At 40.1% G+C, this 16,143-nt stretch carries 18 protein-coding genes; 17 read left to right on the top strand and 1 reads right to left on the bottom strand.

Going from position 1 to position 16,143, the window contains the following annotated elements; genetic code table 11:
- Positions 1-6: 6 nt before the first annotated feature.
- From hisC to ACEVFT_RS19615, 11 genes are all read left to right on the top strand, one after another.
- The gene (hisC, locus tag ACEVFT_RS19665; protein ID WP_393951055.1) at positions 7-1,107 is read left to right on the top strand and encodes a histidinol-phosphate transaminase; all 1,101 of its coding nucleotides are present in this window, start codon (positions 7-9) and stop codon (positions 1,105-1,107) included.
- Positions 1,104-2,201, top strand: a complete 1,098-nt coding sequence (locus ACEVFT_RS19660) for a prephenate dehydrogenase (RefSeq protein WP_393951054.1) — start codon at positions 1,104-1,106, stop codon at positions 2,199-2,201. Before hisC ends, ACEVFT_RS19660 begins: the two co-directional genes overlap by 4 nt.
- Before the next feature lie 59 nt (positions 2,202-2,260).
- On the top strand, positions 2,261-3,547 hold the full coding sequence (gene aroA / locus ACEVFT_RS19655) for a 3-phosphoshikimate 1-carboxyvinyltransferase (protein ID WP_393951053.1): 1,287 nt from the start codon (positions 2,261-2,263) through the stop codon (positions 3,545-3,547).
- Positions 3,548-3,643: 96 nt separating this feature from the next.
- Positions 3,644-4,912 (top strand): tetratricopeptide repeat protein, encoded by a 1,269-nt coding sequence (locus ACEVFT_RS19650; protein ID WP_205442373.1) that lies wholly within the window; start codon positions 3,644-3,646, stop codon positions 4,910-4,912.
- 14 nt (positions 4,913-4,926) lie between these two features.
- Positions 4,927-5,484, top strand: a complete 558-nt coding sequence (locus tag ACEVFT_RS19645; protein ID WP_205442374.1) for a ReoY family proteolytic degradation factor — start codon at positions 4,927-4,929, stop codon at positions 5,482-5,484.
- Positions 5,485-5,626: 142 nt separating this feature from the next.
- The gene (locus ACEVFT_RS19640; protein WP_205442375.1) at positions 5,627-6,076 is read left to right on the top strand and encodes a DUF2487 family protein; all 450 of its coding nucleotides are present in this window, start codon (positions 5,627-5,629) and stop codon (positions 6,074-6,076) included.
- 154 nt (positions 6,077-6,230) lie between these two features.
- Positions 6,231-6,737, top strand: coding sequence for a QcrA and Rieske domain-containing protein (locus tag ACEVFT_RS19635; protein WP_205442376.1), 507 nt, complete (start codon positions 6,231-6,233; stop codon positions 6,735-6,737).
- A 19-nt stretch (positions 6,738-6,756) separates the two neighbouring features.
- Positions 6,757-7,431 (top strand): menaquinol-cytochrome c reductase cytochrome b subunit, encoded by a 675-nt coding sequence (gene qcrB / locus ACEVFT_RS19630; RefSeq protein ID WP_036123184.1) that lies wholly within the window; start codon positions 6,757-6,759, stop codon positions 7,429-7,431.
- Positions 7,432-7,472: 41 nt separating this feature from the next.
- Positions 7,473-8,246, top strand: a complete 774-nt coding sequence (locus ACEVFT_RS19625; protein WP_205442378.1) for a menaquinol-cytochrome c reductase cytochrome b/c subunit — start codon at positions 7,473-7,475, stop codon at positions 8,244-8,246.
- Positions 8,247-8,509: 263 nt separating this feature from the next.
- Complete coding sequence (gene lhaT, locus ACEVFT_RS19620) at positions 8,510-9,106, top strand: lipoprotein heptaprenylglyceryl N-acetyltransferase LhaT (RefSeq protein WP_393951052.1); 597 nt, start codon at positions 8,510-8,512, stop codon at positions 9,104-9,106.
- 60 nt (positions 9,107-9,166) lie between these two features.
- A complete protein-coding gene (locus tag ACEVFT_RS19615) occupies positions 9,167-9,841 on the top strand; it encodes a zinc metallopeptidase (RefSeq protein ID WP_205447354.1) in 675 nt (224 codons plus the stop codon).
- A 55-nt stretch (positions 9,842-9,896) separates the two neighbouring features.
- Here ACEVFT_RS19615 and ACEVFT_RS19610 read toward each other — a convergent pair whose 3' ends face one another.
- Positions 9,897-10,766 (bottom strand): YitT family protein, encoded by an 870-nt coding sequence (locus ACEVFT_RS19610; protein ID WP_393951051.1) that lies wholly within the window; start codon positions 10,764-10,766, stop codon positions 9,897-9,899.
- Positions 10,767-10,881: 115 nt separating this feature from the next.
- On the opposite strand from ACEVFT_RS19610, the gene ACEVFT_RS19605 reads away from it, so the two are divergent.
- The 6 genes from ACEVFT_RS19605 (at position 10,882) to ACEVFT_RS19580 (ending at position 15,916) form a co-directional block, all read left to right on the top strand.
- A complete protein-coding gene (locus ACEVFT_RS19605; protein ID WP_036077682.1) occupies positions 10,882-11,217 on the top strand; it encodes a nucleotide pyrophosphohydrolase in 336 nt (111 codons plus the stop codon).
- A complete protein-coding gene (dapB, locus tag ACEVFT_RS19600; RefSeq protein WP_393951050.1) occupies positions 11,217-12,014 on the top strand; it encodes a 4-hydroxy-tetrahydrodipicolinate reductase in 798 nt (265 codons plus the stop codon). Before ACEVFT_RS19605 ends, dapB begins: the two co-directional genes overlap by 1 nt.
- A gap of 19 nt (positions 12,015-12,033) precedes the next feature.
- Positions 12,034-12,438 (top strand): methylglyoxal synthase, encoded by a 405-nt coding sequence (gene mgsA / locus ACEVFT_RS19595; protein WP_205442382.1) that lies wholly within the window; start codon positions 12,034-12,036, stop codon positions 12,436-12,438.
- Between the two features lie 33 nt (positions 12,439-12,471).
- Positions 12,472-13,617 carry an N-acetyl-alpha-D-glucosaminyl L-malate synthase BshA gene (gene bshA / locus ACEVFT_RS19590; protein ID WP_205442383.1) on the top strand — a complete coding sequence of 382 codons (1,146 nt, stop codon included), beginning with the start codon at positions 12,472-12,474 and terminating at the stop codon, positions 13,615-13,617.
- Positions 13,604-14,776, top strand: coding sequence for a CCA tRNA nucleotidyltransferase (locus tag ACEVFT_RS19585; protein WP_393951049.1), 1,173 nt, complete (start codon positions 13,604-13,606; stop codon positions 14,774-14,776). Before bshA ends, ACEVFT_RS19585 begins: the two co-directional genes overlap by 14 nt.
- A gap of 156 nt (positions 14,777-14,932) precedes the next feature.
- Entirely contained in the window at positions 14,933-15,916 is a 984-nt protein-coding gene (locus ACEVFT_RS19580; RefSeq protein WP_205442385.1) for a biotin--[acetyl-CoA-carboxylase] ligase, read from the top strand.
- Positions 15,917-16,143 lie beyond the last annotated feature (227 nt).

The raw sequence follows: 16,143 nt of genomic DNA, 5'->3' as shown, positions 1-16,143 counted from the left end.
TTTTAGATGAAGTGGAAACAACAATTGGACGGTATGCAAGCATATAAGCCAGGTAAACCAATTGAAGAAGTACAACGTGAATATGGCTTAAAGGAAGTTATTAAATTGGCATCGAATGAAAATCCATTTGGATGCTCACCTAAGGTAACAGCTTATTTACAAAATAATGCAGTGAATCATGCACTTTATCCAGATGGCTATGCACAAAACTTGCGTACAGCTGTGGCAAATCATTTAGGTGTGACAGAAACACAGCTTCTTTTTGGTAACGGCTCTGATGACATCATTGCTATTATTACTCGTGCTCTGTTGTATCCAGGGGTAAATACGGTTATGGCCGACCCTTCCTTCTCTCAATACTGGCACAATGCTGAAATTGAAGGTGCTGAAGTACGTAAAGTGCCTTGTCAAGAGGGGGCACATGATTTAGAGGCAATGTTGGCTGCAATTGATGACCAAACGTCTATTGTTTGGGTATGTAGTCCGAATAATCCAACAGGAGTGGTCATTCCAGATGCTGCATTGCGTGCCTTTCTTGCAAAGGTTCCAAGCGATGTCCTTGTCGTGCTAGATGAGGCTTACATTGAATATGTCACACATCCAGACCACAAGGATACGTTACCAATCATTGATGAATATCCGAATGTTCTTTTATTGCGTACATTCTCTAAAGCATATGGTTTAGCATCATTCCGCGTTGGCTATGCAATTGGCCAACCTGATGTTATTGCTAAGCTTGATCCTGTCCGCGCACCATTTAATAATACAATCTTAAGTCAAGCTGTTGCTGCCATTGCACTCAGTGATCAAGAATATATTGAAGCATGCCGTGAAGCCAACGAAAAAGGCAAAAAACAATATGTAGAATTTTGTAAAAAACATAATCTAAAATACTTCCCATCTGATACAAACTTTATTTTCTTTGATACCCATGCTGATAGTGATGTTGTATTCCAAGAGCTGATGAAAAGAGGCTTTATTGTGCGCAGTGGTAATGCGCTAGGATTACCAGGATTTATCCGTGTCACAATTGGAACAGAGGCTCAAAATGCCGCATTACTTAGCCAACTTGACGAAGTGTTAAAACAACAAGGAGTATTTGCATGACACGCAAAGTACTCGTTATAGGGCTAGGATTAATCGGTGGCTCCATTGCCCTTGCTTTGCAAAAAGCACCTGAAACAAAAATTATTGGCTATGATATGGATGCTCAAACACGTGAGCATGCGAAAACATTAAATATTGTGCATGATATTGTCACAGATCCACAGGCTGTTGCGGCTGATGTTGATGTTATTATCTTTGGGACACCCGTTAATGCAACACTGGATTGGATGGAGCAATTAAAATCATGGCCTTTAAAAAATAAAGTCATCGTAACAGATACTGGGAGTACAAAAAAATTAATTATGCAAAAAGCCGGCGAATTACGTGAACTTGGCATAACGTTTATTGGTGGACATCCAATGGCGGGTTCTCATAAAAGTGGTGTTTTGGCTGCAAAGGCCCATCTTTTTGAAAATGCATATTACATGCTTACACCGCTTGCTGGAGAAGAAATTATTCATATGGCACAGCTTGAAAGTTTGCTAAAATTTACACATGCAAAAGTAGTCAGTGTATCTGCCAGTGAACACGATCACATGACTGCTGTGGTGAGTCATTTCCCACATGTTATTGCTGCCTCACTTGTCCATCAATTAGGTGGAGAGAATGGCGAGTACCCAATGACACGTTCTCTTGCGGCAGGAGGTTTTCGTGATGTGACACGAATAGCCTCTTCTAATCCCATTTTATGGCGAGATATTACGCTGCAAAATCGCGAGGAGCTACTCACGCAATTAGATGGCTGGGAAAAAGAAATGACACGCATTAAGGAACTGCTGACAGATGGTTCTTCACAGGATATTGAAAACTATTTTGCTGTTGCCAAAGAACTGAGAGATGAATTACCGATTAGTGCAGGGGCTATGTATACACCCTTCGACTTATATGTTGATGTTCCTGACTATCCAGGTGTTATTTCAGAAGTGACAGGCTATTTAGCAGATGAAGCGATTAGTATTACGAATCTACGCATCGTCGAATCACGAGAAGATGTTTTCGGTATTCTAGTCATTAGCTTCCAAAGTGAAAATGATCGCGAACGTGCTGCAGCATGTATTCAAAAACGAGCAAATTTCGAAACGTATATTTCTTAGCAAAAGAAAGCGTCGGTATTTCGGCGCTTTCTATCTTCATATTGGAGGGAATAAAGTTCATGAGTGAAAAAGTATTGCAATACAACAAACCTTCTTTACAGGGCGCTTTAACCATTCCAGGCGATAAATCTGTATCTCATCGCTCCGTGATGTTTGGGGCAATTGCTAGTGGGACAACAACAGTAGAGGGCTTTTTATTAGGTGAAGATTGTTTAAGCACAATTGATTGCTTCCAGAAACTTGGCGTTCAAATTGAGGTGGAAGGAACAAATGTAACCATTCATAGTCCAGGGATCGATGGTTGGCTGGAGCCGACAGAAGTGTTGTATACGGGTAACTCTGGTACTACAACACGCTTAATGCTAGGCATTTTAGCTGGTTCTAATGTTCATTCAGTCATGACTGGTGATGCATCCATCGGAAAGCGACCAATGCGACGTGTTATAGATCCACTGCGTCAGATGGGGGCACAAATTACAGGGCGTGCCGACGGGCAATATACACCGTTAGCCATTCAAGGTACAAAATTACAAGCCATTGATTACAAGATGCCTGTAGCAAGTGCACAGGTGAAATCTGCTATTTTACTAGCGGGCTTGCGTGCTGAAGGAACAACCATTGTGAGAGAAATGGATGTATCTAGAGATCATACAGAGCGAATGCTACGTCAATTTGGTGCACATGTAGAAGTAGATAATGGCATTGTATCCATTGAAGGAGGACAAGCTCTCAAGGGGACGCATGTTTCTGTGCCAGGAGATATATCATCCGCTGCATTTTTCTTAGTGGCAGGAGCGATTTGCAAAAATAGTCAATTGACACTAAATAATGTAGGTATTAATCCAACACGTGATGGCATGATTGAGGTGCTGCAAAAAATGGGCGCCACGATGACGGTAACGCCAAAAGATGACAATCAAGCTGAACCTACAGCAACAATTCAAATCGCAACATCTACTTTAACCGGTACAACAATTGAAGGGGACATTATACCTCGCTTAATTGATGAGATTCCAATCCTTGCATTACTCGCTACGCAAGCACATGGTCAAACGATCATTAAAGATGCTGAGGAGCTAAAGGTCAAGGAGACTGACCGTATCACAGCTGTTGTGAATGAATTGAAAAAGCTTGGCGCCCAAATTGAAGCAACAGAAGATGGGATGATTATTGAGGGACCCACGCCATTAAAAGGTGCAAGTCTTCAAACATATGGCGATCATCGTATTGGCATGATGGGTGCTGTCGCAGCTTTAATAACAGATGGTGCTATTACACTAGATGATGCACAATGTATTGCTGTATCCTACCCATCGTTCTTTGAGCATATTGAGGCAGTGAAGTAACAATTAAAGAGAGGCTCTCCAAGCTTTTGGGGAGTTTTTTCTTGTTTCAGAGGTAAATGTTTTGTAGCATAAAGGTATCAACGAAAGAATAGGTGAATGACTGTGAACAATGCGATGACTGAAATGATGCAAGCACTTGAACAAGGGGATTTAGCATTAATAGATCAGCTACTAGAATCATTTTTAATGAAGGAGCTACCCGAGGAGATCTATGCACTTGCTGAGATTTTTATGCAGTATGGGTACATGAAAGAAGCTGACCGTGTGCTGGAGCATTTACAATTTTTATTCCCAGAAGAAGCACAGTTAAAAATAGATCGTGCCAATGTCCTAATGGAGCTTGGTAATGAAGATGATGCATTAGATTTATTATTAGAAATTGAAGAAACCTCACCAGAATATCCACAAGCTTTATTGGTTTTAGCTGATTATTATCAAATGCAAGGGTTATTTGAGGTTGCGGAAAAGCGTATAAATGAAGCATTAGCAATTTTACCAGACGAGCCATTATTACATTTTGCCAAAGCAGAGCTTTTATTTGAAACGGGTCGTTTTTTAGAGGCAGCAAGATTGTATGAGGACTTATATGAGCAGCAAAATGAATTTGCTGGTATTCAACTTGTCGAACGATTAGCAGAGGTGTATCGTGCAGGGGCAGCCTATGAGACGGCATTCGATTATTATGTCAAAGCCCTTGAAGAGGAAGTAAAGCCCGATATTTTATTTGGAGCTGCTTATTCAGCCTTCCAGTCAAAAAAATACGAGATGGCTATTAAACAACTAGAGGAATTGAAAGAATTAGATCCTGATTACTTCTCAGCCTATTTATTGCTTGCGGAAAGCTATGCAATGACAGAGGATAATCAAAAAGCTTATGCTGCCATTCAAGAGGGGTTAAAGCGTGATGAATATGATAAATCACTTTATTTGTTTGCTGGGAAAATGGCGTTGAAAAATGGTTTGCCAGAAGAAGCTGAGCAATATCTAAGAGAAGCTATAGCGCTCGATCCTGAATATATGGAAGCGGTACTGGCACTTATTTCTGTGTTTGGACAACAGGAGCGTCATGAGGATGTAATTGAGTTATTTGAGACATTACAGCAAAATGATTTTGAATGGAGCACTTTATATCCTTTTGCAGCAGAGGCATATGAAAATTTAGAATTGTACGACCGTGCATACGAATTTTACCGTTTGGCATATAATGATTTTAAGGAAGACGCAACATTTTTAGAAAAATATGTTTACTTCTTATTAGAGGAAGGAAAGCGTTCAGAGGCAAGAGAGGTTCTTGGACAATTAATCAACATTCAACCGGGTGAACCAGAGTGGCAGGAGAAGTTAGAAACCTTAGAATTTGAGTAAAGGAGGGAGTGGGTATGACTGCTTCTGTATCAGTTGTTGATAAAAAAGCATTTGTTCGATGGTTTTTAAAAAATTATCAATTGAAACGTCGTGAGTGTGTATGGATTTTAAATTACTTATTAAGTAATGATGACTTGTTAAAAAGAATCCGTTTTGTGGAAGAAGCTCACTATTGTCCTAGGGCGATGGTGATGTCGACAGTAGACTCAACAGGTGTGCCTTTTCGTTTCTATAAAGGTAATGTAATGACGGCAGATGCTGAGAAGTCTTTCCATGATTTACGCTTACATGAACAAGAAGATATGTATATACAATTGAATTTTCCAAATATACCACCAAGTGCACAATACTTAGCAGTTCTTGAAGAAAACCCTTATATGCCAGAAACACTGCTAGTCAGTGAAAAGGATCGTTTACTGGCAGAAGAGCTGCTTTCCAATAGCTTACTCGTATTCCAAGAGGAGAAATTACTCGCACAAATTGATGAAGCCCTCGACCAGGGAGATGAAGCGCGTTTTTATGAATTGTCTAATTTGTTACAAGCATTGAAGGAAACGGCTAATTTACGTTAATTATAGGTAAAAATTGAATGTCCTTTATCCATTTCAATATGGTAACATTACTAGTGAATGATTGTTTTCACTTTTAATTGGGTATCCTATTGAAGAGTGGAAAAGGACATTTTTATTTTGCAATAAAAGGAGGGTTTGTTGAATGTATTTTAATGCAAACGATGTAACATCGTTTATGGCACAAAAAGATTTTATTGATACCGCGATTGTTCCACTTGTATCCATTGATCTATCTGCTGAAAAAATGAAACAGAGTGGTGCCGAGGTAGATTTTGTCATGTCTTTAACTTCTTTTATAGAGCAGCAGTTTAAAGGCCGACTACTAGTTATGCCACCATTTTCTTATATGACAACTTTAAAAAACGATGACTTACCACAGCAATTAGAAGCACAATTACATAATGCTGGATTTAAGCATGTGTTCTTCATTACTTGTGACCATTATTGGACAAAGAGTGGAGAGATAGTCAATATGATTTGGTTACCAGCGATTCCGTTAGAAAGTATGGATGCGAGTGTGAAAAAATCCATTCTAGAAGATCAATTACGACAAGTGATTCCAATGCTTTCGACTAAATGGGCACAGATTTAACAATTAGTTTCAATAAATGTTCACATTCTCCAGCTTTCCACAGAATGCTATATTGACCAAGCTATGGACTTGATATATCATATATATGTCCTAGTATTACTATTTGTAAAAGTATGTCCGTTGGACTGACCTTTAAGTTAGAGGGGGGAAAATAATGAGTAATAATCGAGTTTCACGTCGTCAATTTCTAAGCTATACACTTACTGGTGTAGGTGGATTTATGGCGGCAGGCATGCTAATGCCAATGCTTCGATTCGCAATTGATCCAGTGTTACAAAAGCATGATGGTGGAGATTTTGTAAAAACAGAGCATAAAGTCGCTGACCTCACTGAAGAACCTGTAAAAGTTGACTTTTCATTCGAACAAGTTGACGCATGGTACAAATCGAATGTTACAAACGTAGCGTGGGTATATAAAAACGGCGATCAAGTCATTGCTCTATCACCTGTTTGTAAGCATTTAGGATGTATGGTTGACTGGAATGGAGATTCTGGACACCCAGAACAATTCTTCTGCCCATGTCACGCAGGTCGTTATGAGAAAAACGGGAAAAACGTTGCAGGTACACCACCTCTAGGTCCGTTGGATGAATTTGAAGTACAAGAACAAGATGGCTATTTAATGATTGGTCCAGCAAAAGCAAATACTCTAGTTAAATAAGTAAGGGGGTACGACAACTGTGCTAAATAAAATTTATGATTGGGTCGATGAACGCCTAGATATTACACCGATTTGGCGTGATATTGCCGACCACGAAGTGCCAGAGCACGTTAACCCTGCACATCATTTTTCAGCATTCGTTTACTGCTTTGGTGGATTAACATTCTTCATCACAGTAATTCAAATTCTATCTGGTATGTTCCTAACAATGTACTATGTACCAGACGTTGTGAATGCCTGGAAATCAGTTTATTATTTACAAAACGAAGTAGCATTTGGTGAAATCGTACGCGGTATGCACCACTGGGGAGCTTCATTAGTTATCGTAATGATGTTCTTACATACACTTCGTGTATTCTTCACAGGTTCTTATAAAAAACCTCGTGAGTTAAACTGGATGGTTGGTGTAGGTATTTTTGGTGTAATGATGGGTCTTGGCTTTACAGGATACTTATTACCATGGGATATGAAAGCATTATTCGCTACTAAAGTAGGTATCGAAATTGCTGCATCTGTACCGTTTATCGGTGGGATGATTAAAATATTATTAGCGGGTGACACTACGATTCTTGGTGCTCAAACGTTAACTCGATTCTTTGCGATTCATGTATTCTTCTTACCTGCAGTATTGTTTGGGTTACTTGCAGCGCACTTTATCATGATTCGTCGTCAAGGAATTTCAGGACCGTTGTAATTGTCTTGACGGTTCGATGATCTTTAAAAGGAGGGGACACTATGCATCGCGGAAAAGGAATGAAATTTGTCGGCGATTCTCGTATTAAAGCGAATCACAGAATGCCGAATGTTCCAAAGGATTATTCCGAATATCCAGGTAAGACGGAAGCTTTCTGGCCGAACTTCTTACTGAAGGAATGGATGGTAGGTGCTGTATTTTTAATTGGATACTTATTACTAACTGTCGCTCACCCGTCACCACTTGAAGGGCCGGCAGATCCAACTAGAGCGTATACACCACTACCGGACTGGTACTTCTTATTTATGTATCAACTTTTAAAATACTCATTTGCTTCTGGTCCATACAATGTAATCGGAGCTATTGTAATTCCAGGTCTTGCATTTGGAGCGCTATTATTAATGCCATTTTTAGACAAGGGTCCAGAACGTCGTCCATCTAAACGTCCATTACCAACAGCGTTTATGTTATTAACTTTAGCTGCTATGTTCTACCTAACTTGGGAGTCAGTTGTTAACCATGACTGGGAAGCTCAAAAAGCTATGGGTGCCATCGTAGAAACAGTTGAGTTCGATAAAGAATCAGAAGGTTATAAAATCTACGCTGGTTCTGCATGTATTACATGTCACGGTGAAGGTTTAGAAGGTGGGGCTGGTGCGCCATCTCTAATGAACACAGGTTTAACGGTTGATCAAATTAAGGACATTGCTCATAATGGTTCTGAGAGTGGTAAAATGCCACCAGGATTATGGACAGGTTCAGATGAAGATCTTCAAAAACTTGCTGAATTCATCGAAAGCTTAAAAGCAGAGTAATAGTAAAAGAGTCAGGAAACTGGCTCTTTTTTTTCTACCTTGTTATACTATTGGGACTGAAAGCTATGCAAAAAGGTTCCCCCGTATCATGAAATTTAGCGAAAGATGTCGAAAAAACATTTTTTCTTGAATCAAATAAGCGGATTAAATCAATAAAATAACACATATTGATGTTGAGGTACACCTGAAGTATAGAGGGAAAGCTCTAGAATTTCAGAACTATACATAATAAGGGATTGTTTTTATCGGAAGGAGTTGACATCATGCAAATCACAAAAGCACATATTTGGTACCTTCTGACCCATAAATCCTTCTTGATAGCGCTGCTTATTATTAATCTACTAGGTACAATTTATGGCTATTATTGGTATGGGTGGCAGCTAGCCATCACAGAGCCTATTTTTTATATTTTTGTACCAGATAGCCCGACAGCTAGCTTATTCTTTTGCTTTGTGTTGATCGCTTGGATTATGGGGAAAAGCTGGCCACTGATGGAAGTGCTTGCCCTTGTTACATTGGTGAAATATGGCTTATGGGCAGATGTGATGAATATTTGGACATTAGTTGAAACAGGGTCTATTGGCTGGCAGGGCTGGATGCTAGTCGGCTCACACTTTGCTATGGCAGTGCAAGCTGTATTGTACATGAAGAAATATATCTTCACTTATTGGCATGTTGTGATAGCAGCTGTTTGGACATTGCATAATGATGTCATTGACTATGTATTTGGTCAAATGCCCATGTATCGAGATTTAGCGAATTACACAAGCTATATTGGTTACTTTACATTTTGGTTATCAATTGCATGTATTTTACTTGCAGTTTTCTCAATTAGGTGGCGCAAATATTTGCCGAATTAGGGTATAAATTATAGAATTATAGTATCGAGGTAGAAAGGGGTTAGAAAATTGTCAATGAGCATGTATATTGTATATTTTGCGATTATTATGCTGCTTCCACTTTATGCTCAAATGAAGGTAAAGGGTACGTATAATAAATTTGCAAAGCAACGTACAATGAAGGGGCAAACTGGTGCAGAGGTAGCGCGTGCGATTTTAGATGCAAACGGCTTATATGATGTACGAGTTGTGCCAACGCAAGGTGTGTTGTCTGATCATTATAATCCGGCAACAAAAACTGTGGCTTTATCAGAAAGTAATTTTTATGAAGCGAGTGTTGCAGGTGCTGCGGTTGCTGCCCATGAGGTAGGTCACGCCATCCAACATAAAGAAGCTTATTCTATGCTTACATTACGTAGTAAGCTCGTTCCAGTAGCAAACATTTCTTCCAATGCGTCTTGGATTTTCGTAATGATAGGTATTTTTGCCAGTAGTACGAATTTCTTGCTATTAGGTATCATATTATTAGCAGCAGGTGTTGTTTTCCAATTAGTGACACTGCCAGTGGAGTTTGATGCTTCGAAACGTGCCTTAGTGCAAATGAATTCACTAGGTATTATTTCAAACGAAGAAGAACGTCCTGCACGAAAAGTGTTAAGCGCAGCAGCACTCACATATGTAGCAGCAGCAGCTGTAGCTGTACTTGAGTTATTACGTTTAGTGTTAATTTTTACAAATATGCGTAGCGACGACTAAGAAAAAACTTGTTATAGTGGAGCACCACTATAGCAAGTTTTTTATCTTCGTATGCTTAATGAAGCGGCTGCTTTTGATCGTCTAATGTGAAGCCTTCTCCTGCCACATCCCGTACTTCTATGATGGAAACAAATGCGTGCGGATCTACTTCATGCACGATAGATTTTAACCGTACAACTTCATTGCGACCAATCACACAATAGATTACCTCTTTCGGTTGTTTGGTAAAATGACCATGTCCTTCTAAAATGGTGATACCTCGCTCCATTCGTAGAGCGATTGTTTCAGCAATTACACCAGACTTTTCCGATATAATAAGCGCACCACGAGCAGCATAGGCTCCTTCTTGAACAAAGTCAATGACACGGGCACCAACAAATACGGCTACTAATGTATACATCATCGACCGTGCATCTAAGAACGTTAGCCAAGACAGGAGGATGACGATGGCATCGAAGACAAACATGGTTTTCCCCATACTCCAGCCAAAATATTTATGCCCTAGTCGTGCCAAAATATCGACACCACCTGTAGTGCCGCCAAAACGAAAGACAATCCCAAGTCCCAGTCCGACGAAGACACCAGCAAACAGTGCCACAAGCAACATGTCATCCTCTAAATGAATGGTAAATTGATATTTTTGGAAAACTTTCAGAAAAAGAGATACGGATAAAGTGCCGACAAGCGTATAGACAAATGATTTTTTTCCAAGTAATCGATAACCTATGATAAACATGGGAATATTTAATAACAGGTTCATTAAAGCGGGGTCCCATCCTAATGTAAAGTATAGTATGAGTGTAATCCCACTTAGTCCACCTTCACCCAGCTGATTTTGGATGTTGAAGTGAACAAAGCCGAAGCTGAAAACGGCTGCTCCGAGCATTATTGCGATAATATTACGAATTTTAATCTGTTTTAGCATTTGACCTCCTGTAGTTCCAAACAAATGAAGTAGTGTAATCTATTATCTGACATTTTATTGGTTTTGACAACAATGGTGTAAATTTTATACGATGGTAAATAGGAGTGTGATTTTTATGGCAGATCAACTAACAATGCAAGCATTACAACAGCGTGTCGATGACTATATAGGACAATTTAAAGAAGGGTATTTTCCACCATTCGAATTACTTGCGCGTCTAACAGAAGAATTAGGTGAACTATCACGTGAAGTTCAGGATGTGTATGGACAAAAAAAGAAAAAGAGTACAGAGGATACAAACAGTATTGAAGAGGAGCTAGGGGACTTTTTCTTTGTATTAGTTTGTTTTGCCAATGCACAAGGTATTAAACTAGATGAAGCACTATTACGCGTCATACATAAATTTGAAACTAGAGATAAGGATCGTTGGACTAGAAAGGATGAAGAATGATGTCGATTCGTGTAGCCATTGCAGGAGCAAGAGGAAAAATGGGGGCTGAGGCTGTACATACGGTCATGAAACATGACAAAATGGAATTAGTAGCTGTACTAGATTATAAGGAAGTAGGAAAAACACTAGCTGATTTAGATATATTTCCAGCAAGCTATACAGTGCCTATTTTTACAGAAATGCATGATCTTGTAGAAGCAACTGCACCGGATGTACTAGTGGACTTAACCAATCCACATGCAGTCTACAATCATACGAAGGAAGCACTGAATTTAAATGTACGACCTGTAATTGGTACAACAGGATTCACAGATGCACAACTAGAGGAATTATCAGCCATGGCCAAGGAGAAAGAGTTAGGTTGCATTATTGCACCGAACTTTGCGATTGGTGCTATCCTAATGATGAAGTTTGCAAAAGAAGCGGCCAAATACTTACCAGATGTAGAGATTATAGAAATGCACCATGATCAGAAGCTTGATGCACCATCTGGTACAGCGGTGAAAACGGCACAGTTAATACAAGAGGTCCGTACGCCAAAGGCACAAGGACATCCAGAAGAGAAAGAAACCATTAAAGGTGCAAGAGGTGGAGACTTTGATGGCATGCGTATTCACTCCGTACGTTTACCTGGTTTAGTGGCACACCAGCAAGTATTATTTGGAGGGGATGGACAGCTACTAACGATTCGCCATGATTCATTAAACCGTAATTCTTTTATGTCTGGTGTTGCGTTTTGCATAGAAGAGGTTATGAAAATGGATCAGCTTGTTTATGGTTTAGAAAACATCATCTAAAGATTGGGATGGAAGCTATATGAAAATCGCATTGATTGCACATGATCGTAAAAAAGATAATTTAGTACAGTTTGCTATTGCTTACCAAAATATTTTACATGAACACACGCTATATGCTACCGGCACAACAGGACAACGTGTCATCGAAGCTACTGGTTTAGAAGTGACACGTTTTCGTTCAGGGCCACTTGGTGGCGATCAACAAATTGGCGCAATGATTGCCAATAATGATATGGACATGGTGATATTTTTCCGTGATCCGTTAACAGCACAACCACATGAGCCAGATGTTTCTGCACTAATCCGTCTTTGTGATGTTTACCAAGTGCCACTGGCGACAAATATGGGAACAGCAGAAATTTTACTAAAAGGCCTACAAGAAGGCTTTGTGGATTGGAGACTGATACAAGAAAGACGTAATTAACAAAAGACGTGATTCAGAAAGGATGATCATCGAATGAAAAAGCTAAAAATCGGCATTACCTGTTATCCTACAGTTGGTGGCTCTGGTGTCATTGCAACAGAATTAGGCAAAATGCTTGCAGAAAGAGGACATGAAATTCATTTCATTACCTCAAGCGTACCATTTCGATTGAATAAAATTTATCCAACCGTCTTTTTCCATGAAGTCGAAGTTAGTAATTATTCAGTGTTTCAATATTCTCCATACGATATTGCATTAGCGAGTAAAATGGCAGACGTCATCAAGGATGAAGAGTTGGATGTGCTGCATGTGCATTATGCCATCCCACATGCAGTGTGTGCGGTGCTAGCACGTGAAATGAGTGGTCGAGACATAGGCATCGTCACAACCCTTCATGGCACAGATATATCGGTGCTTGGGCAGGATTCTACGCTCTCACAGGCCATTAAGTATGGGATTGATAAATCTGATATTGTGACAACCGTGTCGCAAGCATTAAAAGAACAAACCTATGAACTAATTGATACAGTAAAACCAATTGAAACGATTTATAACTTTGTGGACGAACGCGAATACTTCCCACGAAATTCAGGAAACTTAAAAGAGCAATTTGGTATTGAAGAAGATGAAAAAGTCCTCATTCATGTATCAAACTTCCGTAAAATTAAAAACCTTCCACATATTGTAGACGCCTTTATGAAAATTCGTGCCAACATGAAGGCAAAGCTCTTATTAGTAGGAGATGGCCCAGAAAAGCATCGTGTCATGGACCAAGTAAAGGAAAGTCCATATATGAAGGATGTTTTATTTTTAGGGAAACAAGAAAACTTAGCTGAATTGTATGCGATTAGTGATCTAAAACTATTACTATCACAGCAGGAATCGTTTGGACTGGTTTTATTAGAGGCGATGGCTTGTGGTGTACCTTGTATTGGATCAAACGTAGGTGGTATTCCAGAAGTCATTGAGCATGGTGTAGATGGCTATATTGTGGAATTAGGGGATACTGATGCAGTGGCGGAGTATGCAACTCATTTATTGCAAGACGAGGAACAATTACTGCGTTTCCGAGAAGCGGCCATCCTTGCAGTAGGTGATAAATTCCACTCGTCCAAAATTGTGGAACAATATGAAAATCTGTACGAGAAGGTTGCGGAAAGAAATCATGCAAAACAATAAAGAATGGCAGGCAGCCTATTCAGTTATTGAACAACTAGAACAGGCAGGCTTTGAGGCGGTTATTGTCGGTGGAGCGGTAAGAGATGCTTTACTTGATCGTCCCGCCCATGATGTAGATGTTGCTACAAATGCCTTGCCTGAAGAAGTAAAAACTGTATTTCAAAAAACTGTAGATATTGGGATTCAGCATGGGACGGTACTTGTTATCGTACCCGCTGGACCAGTGGAAGTGACAACCTATCGGACAGACGGGGAATATACAGATCATCGAAGACCACAGAATGTGCATTTTGTTCGATCACTAAAAGAGGACTTACAACGCCGCGATTTTACGATGAATGCCATTGCCATGCGTCGTGATGGCTCTTTTGTAGATTATTATGATGGACGTCAAGATATTGAAAAGCACCTTATACGAGCGGTAGGAGAGGCACAAAAACGGTTTGCAGAAGATGCTTTACGGATGCTACGAGCTATACGTTTTTCAGCACAGCTTGGTTTTACGATCGAGGCGAATACATTCACAGCCATCCAACAAAGAGCTGCTGATTTGGCCTTTATTGCAAAAGAACGCATTAAAGCAGAGCTTGATAAGCTTTGGGTAGGACAAACAGTTTTTGGGGGGTTACAAAAACTAGAGGATAGTGGTTTGACGGCCTATTTAGCAGGTGATTTTCAGGCTGAGCAATGGCGTGATTTCCAAACAAAGGACGCTCTCCTTGGCTGGGCCTATTTTGCCTTACAACAAGGAACGGCATGGCGAGAGATAGTGCGTGAATATCGATTATCTAATAAGGAATTGGCGTTTGTTAAATCCGTTTTAACCGCTTATGAGGCTTTAAAAGATGGATGGACAAATCGTCATTATTTTATCTACACAGAGCAACAACTAGAGGCTGCACAATATTTTGCTCAACTTCGCCAATTGAACGTCTCGATACCACAGCAATCTATTCAAGAATTACAGGCAAAGTTACCGATAAAACATAAGCAAGAATTAGTGGTGAATGGGGCTGATTTACTGAAATGGTCTGGCAAAAAAGGTGGACCGTGGGTAAAAGCCGCGTTGGAGGATATGCTGACAGCCATTCTTCATCAGGAACTTCAAAATGATCGACAACAGATTAGAAGCTGGCTAGAGCAGCATGATCTTACTTAAAGCCAAATACATGATAGTCAAAAGCCGTCTCTCTTTTTCGAGAGACGGCTTTATTATTTCCCCATTGTTGGTGGTCATTTACGTTAATTTACAGTATGATTAAGACAAAATAAGTTACATAACAAGAGTACAGTTAACTAAAGGATTGATGTGAAGATGACAATTTCCATGAAGGACGAAATTTTAAAAAGAATATTGGCTGCTGATGGTGAAGCAGTTTCTGGTCAGGAATTAGCAGATTCTCTTGGTGTCTCAAGGACCGCTGTTTGGAAGCATATGCAAACATTACAAGAGGAAGGGTATACTTTTGAAACAATTAAGAAAAAGGGGTATGTATTGACAGGTGTACCAAATAGCTTGAGCCCTACACAAATTGAGCTTTTTTTAAAGACAGAGCATTTTGGACGTGAAATCCATTATTACGATGTAGTTGATTCTACACAAACCATTGCGCATAAGCTTGCACAGGAAGGCGCCCCACACGGTACGATTATTATTGGTGAGGAGCAAACAGCTGGGCGTGGTCGTATGGCGCGTCCTTGGGAGTCTGCAAAGGGCACAGGTATTTGGATGACCGTTATCGTGCGGCCAGATGTTACGCCACAGCAGGCTTCATCCTATACACTTGTGGTGGCAGTAGCTGTCACGATGGCCATTAAAACCTTATATAAACATATAGAACCAGCGATTAAATGGCCCAATGATTTATTGATTAATGGCAAAAAATGTACAGGGATTTTAACAGAAATGCAGGCAGAGGCTGATCTTGTGCAAGCTTTACTTGTTGGAATTGGCATAAATGCAAACCAAGTAGCAGCTGATTTTTCACCTGAAATTGCCGATATTGCCACTTCACTACAATTAGAAGCAGGAGAAGAAATCAATCGTGCGGCACTTGTGGCTTCTATCTTACACTATTTAGAACAATTTACAGAACTTTATGTCAAAGAAGGTTTTGCCAGTCTAAAGACACTATGGCAGCAATTGTCCTGTACAATTGGCCAACGTATCGAGGTAACGACGATACGTGAACGGTTTGAAGGGGTTGCGAGTGGCATTACAGACGATGGTGTCCTGCAGCTGACGCAGGACGATGGAACGATTCGCACAATCTATGCAGGAGATATTAAAATATTATAAAAAAGAAGCTGCAAGTAACGTCCTGAACTTGCAGCTTCTCATGTTGTTGCAAAAAGATGATGTTAACGGCAGAAAAAGCAACTTTGCAAGGTGAGAGGTTGATTTCCGTTCCGCCAGCATCCTTTCCAGGGGGCGTCCGAGGAGCCGCTTCACTCACTTACGTTCGCTCCAGGGTCTCCTCTGTGACGCTAAATCCCCTAGGAGTGACGCTGACTCCACTCCAATCA

The sequence above is a fragment of the Lysinibacillus sp. PWR01 genome (genome assembly GCF_043359455.1).
Classification (GTDB): Bacteria; Bacillota; Bacilli; order Bacillales_A; family Planococcaceae; genus Lysinibacillus; species Lysinibacillus fusiformis_F.
This window is presented reverse-complemented; position numbering and strand designations above follow the sequence as displayed.

Excerpts from the sequence above, each read along its gene's own strand:
- hisC (WP_393951055.1), top strand. The coding sequence starts at position 7 with ATGAAGTGGAAACAACAATTGGACGGTATGCAAGCATATAAGCCAGGT.
- ACEVFT_RS19660 (WP_393951054.1), top strand. The coding sequence starts at position 1,104 with ATGACACGCAAAGTACTCGTTATAGGGCTAGGATTAATCGGTGGCTCC.
- aroA (WP_393951053.1), top strand. The coding sequence starts at position 2,261 with ATGAGTGAAAAAGTATTGCAATACAACAAACCTTCTTTACAGGGCGCT.
- ACEVFT_RS19650 (WP_205442373.1), top strand. The coding sequence starts at position 3,644 with ATGACTGTGAACAATGCGATGACTGAAATGATGCAAGCACTTGAACAA.
- ACEVFT_RS19645 (WP_205442374.1), top strand. The coding sequence starts at position 4,927 with ATGACTGCTTCTGTATCAGTTGTTGATAAAAAAGCATTTGTTCGATGG.
- ACEVFT_RS19640 (WP_205442375.1), top strand. The coding sequence starts at position 5,627 with ATGTATTTTAATGCAAACGATGTAACATCGTTTATGGCACAAAAAGAT.
- ACEVFT_RS19635 (WP_205442376.1), top strand. The coding sequence starts at position 6,231 with ATGAGTAATAATCGAGTTTCACGTCGTCAATTTCTAAGCTATACACTT.
- ACEVFT_RS19625 (WP_205442378.1), top strand. The coding sequence starts at position 7,473 with ATGCATCGCGGAAAAGGAATGAAATTTGTCGGCGATTCTCGTATTAAA.
- lhaT (WP_393951052.1), top strand. The coding sequence starts at position 8,510 with ATGCAAATCACAAAAGCACATATTTGGTACCTTCTGACCCATAAATCC.
- ACEVFT_RS19615 (WP_205447354.1), top strand. The coding sequence starts at position 9,167 with ATGTATATTGTATATTTTGCGATTATTATGCTGCTTCCACTTTATGCT.
- ACEVFT_RS19610 (WP_393951051.1), bottom strand. The coding sequence starts at position 10,766 with ATGCTAAAACAGATTAAAATTCGTAATATTATCGCAATAATGCTCGGA.
- ACEVFT_RS19605 (WP_036077682.1), top strand. The coding sequence starts at position 10,882 with ATGGCAGATCAACTAACAATGCAAGCATTACAACAGCGTGTCGATGAC.
- dapB (WP_393951050.1), top strand. The coding sequence starts at position 11,217 with ATGTCGATTCGTGTAGCCATTGCAGGAGCAAGAGGAAAAATGGGGGCT.
- mgsA (WP_205442382.1), top strand. The coding sequence starts at position 12,034 with ATGAAAATCGCATTGATTGCACATGATCGTAAAAAAGATAATTTAGTA.
- bshA (WP_205442383.1), top strand. The coding sequence starts at position 12,472 with ATGAAAAAGCTAAAAATCGGCATTACCTGTTATCCTACAGTTGGTGGC.
- ACEVFT_RS19585 (WP_393951049.1), top strand. The coding sequence starts at position 13,604 with ATGCAAAACAATAAAGAATGGCAGGCAGCCTATTCAGTTATTGAACAA.
- ACEVFT_RS19580 (WP_205442385.1), top strand. The coding sequence starts at position 14,933 with ATGACAATTTCCATGAAGGACGAAATTTTAAAAAGAATATTGGCTGCT.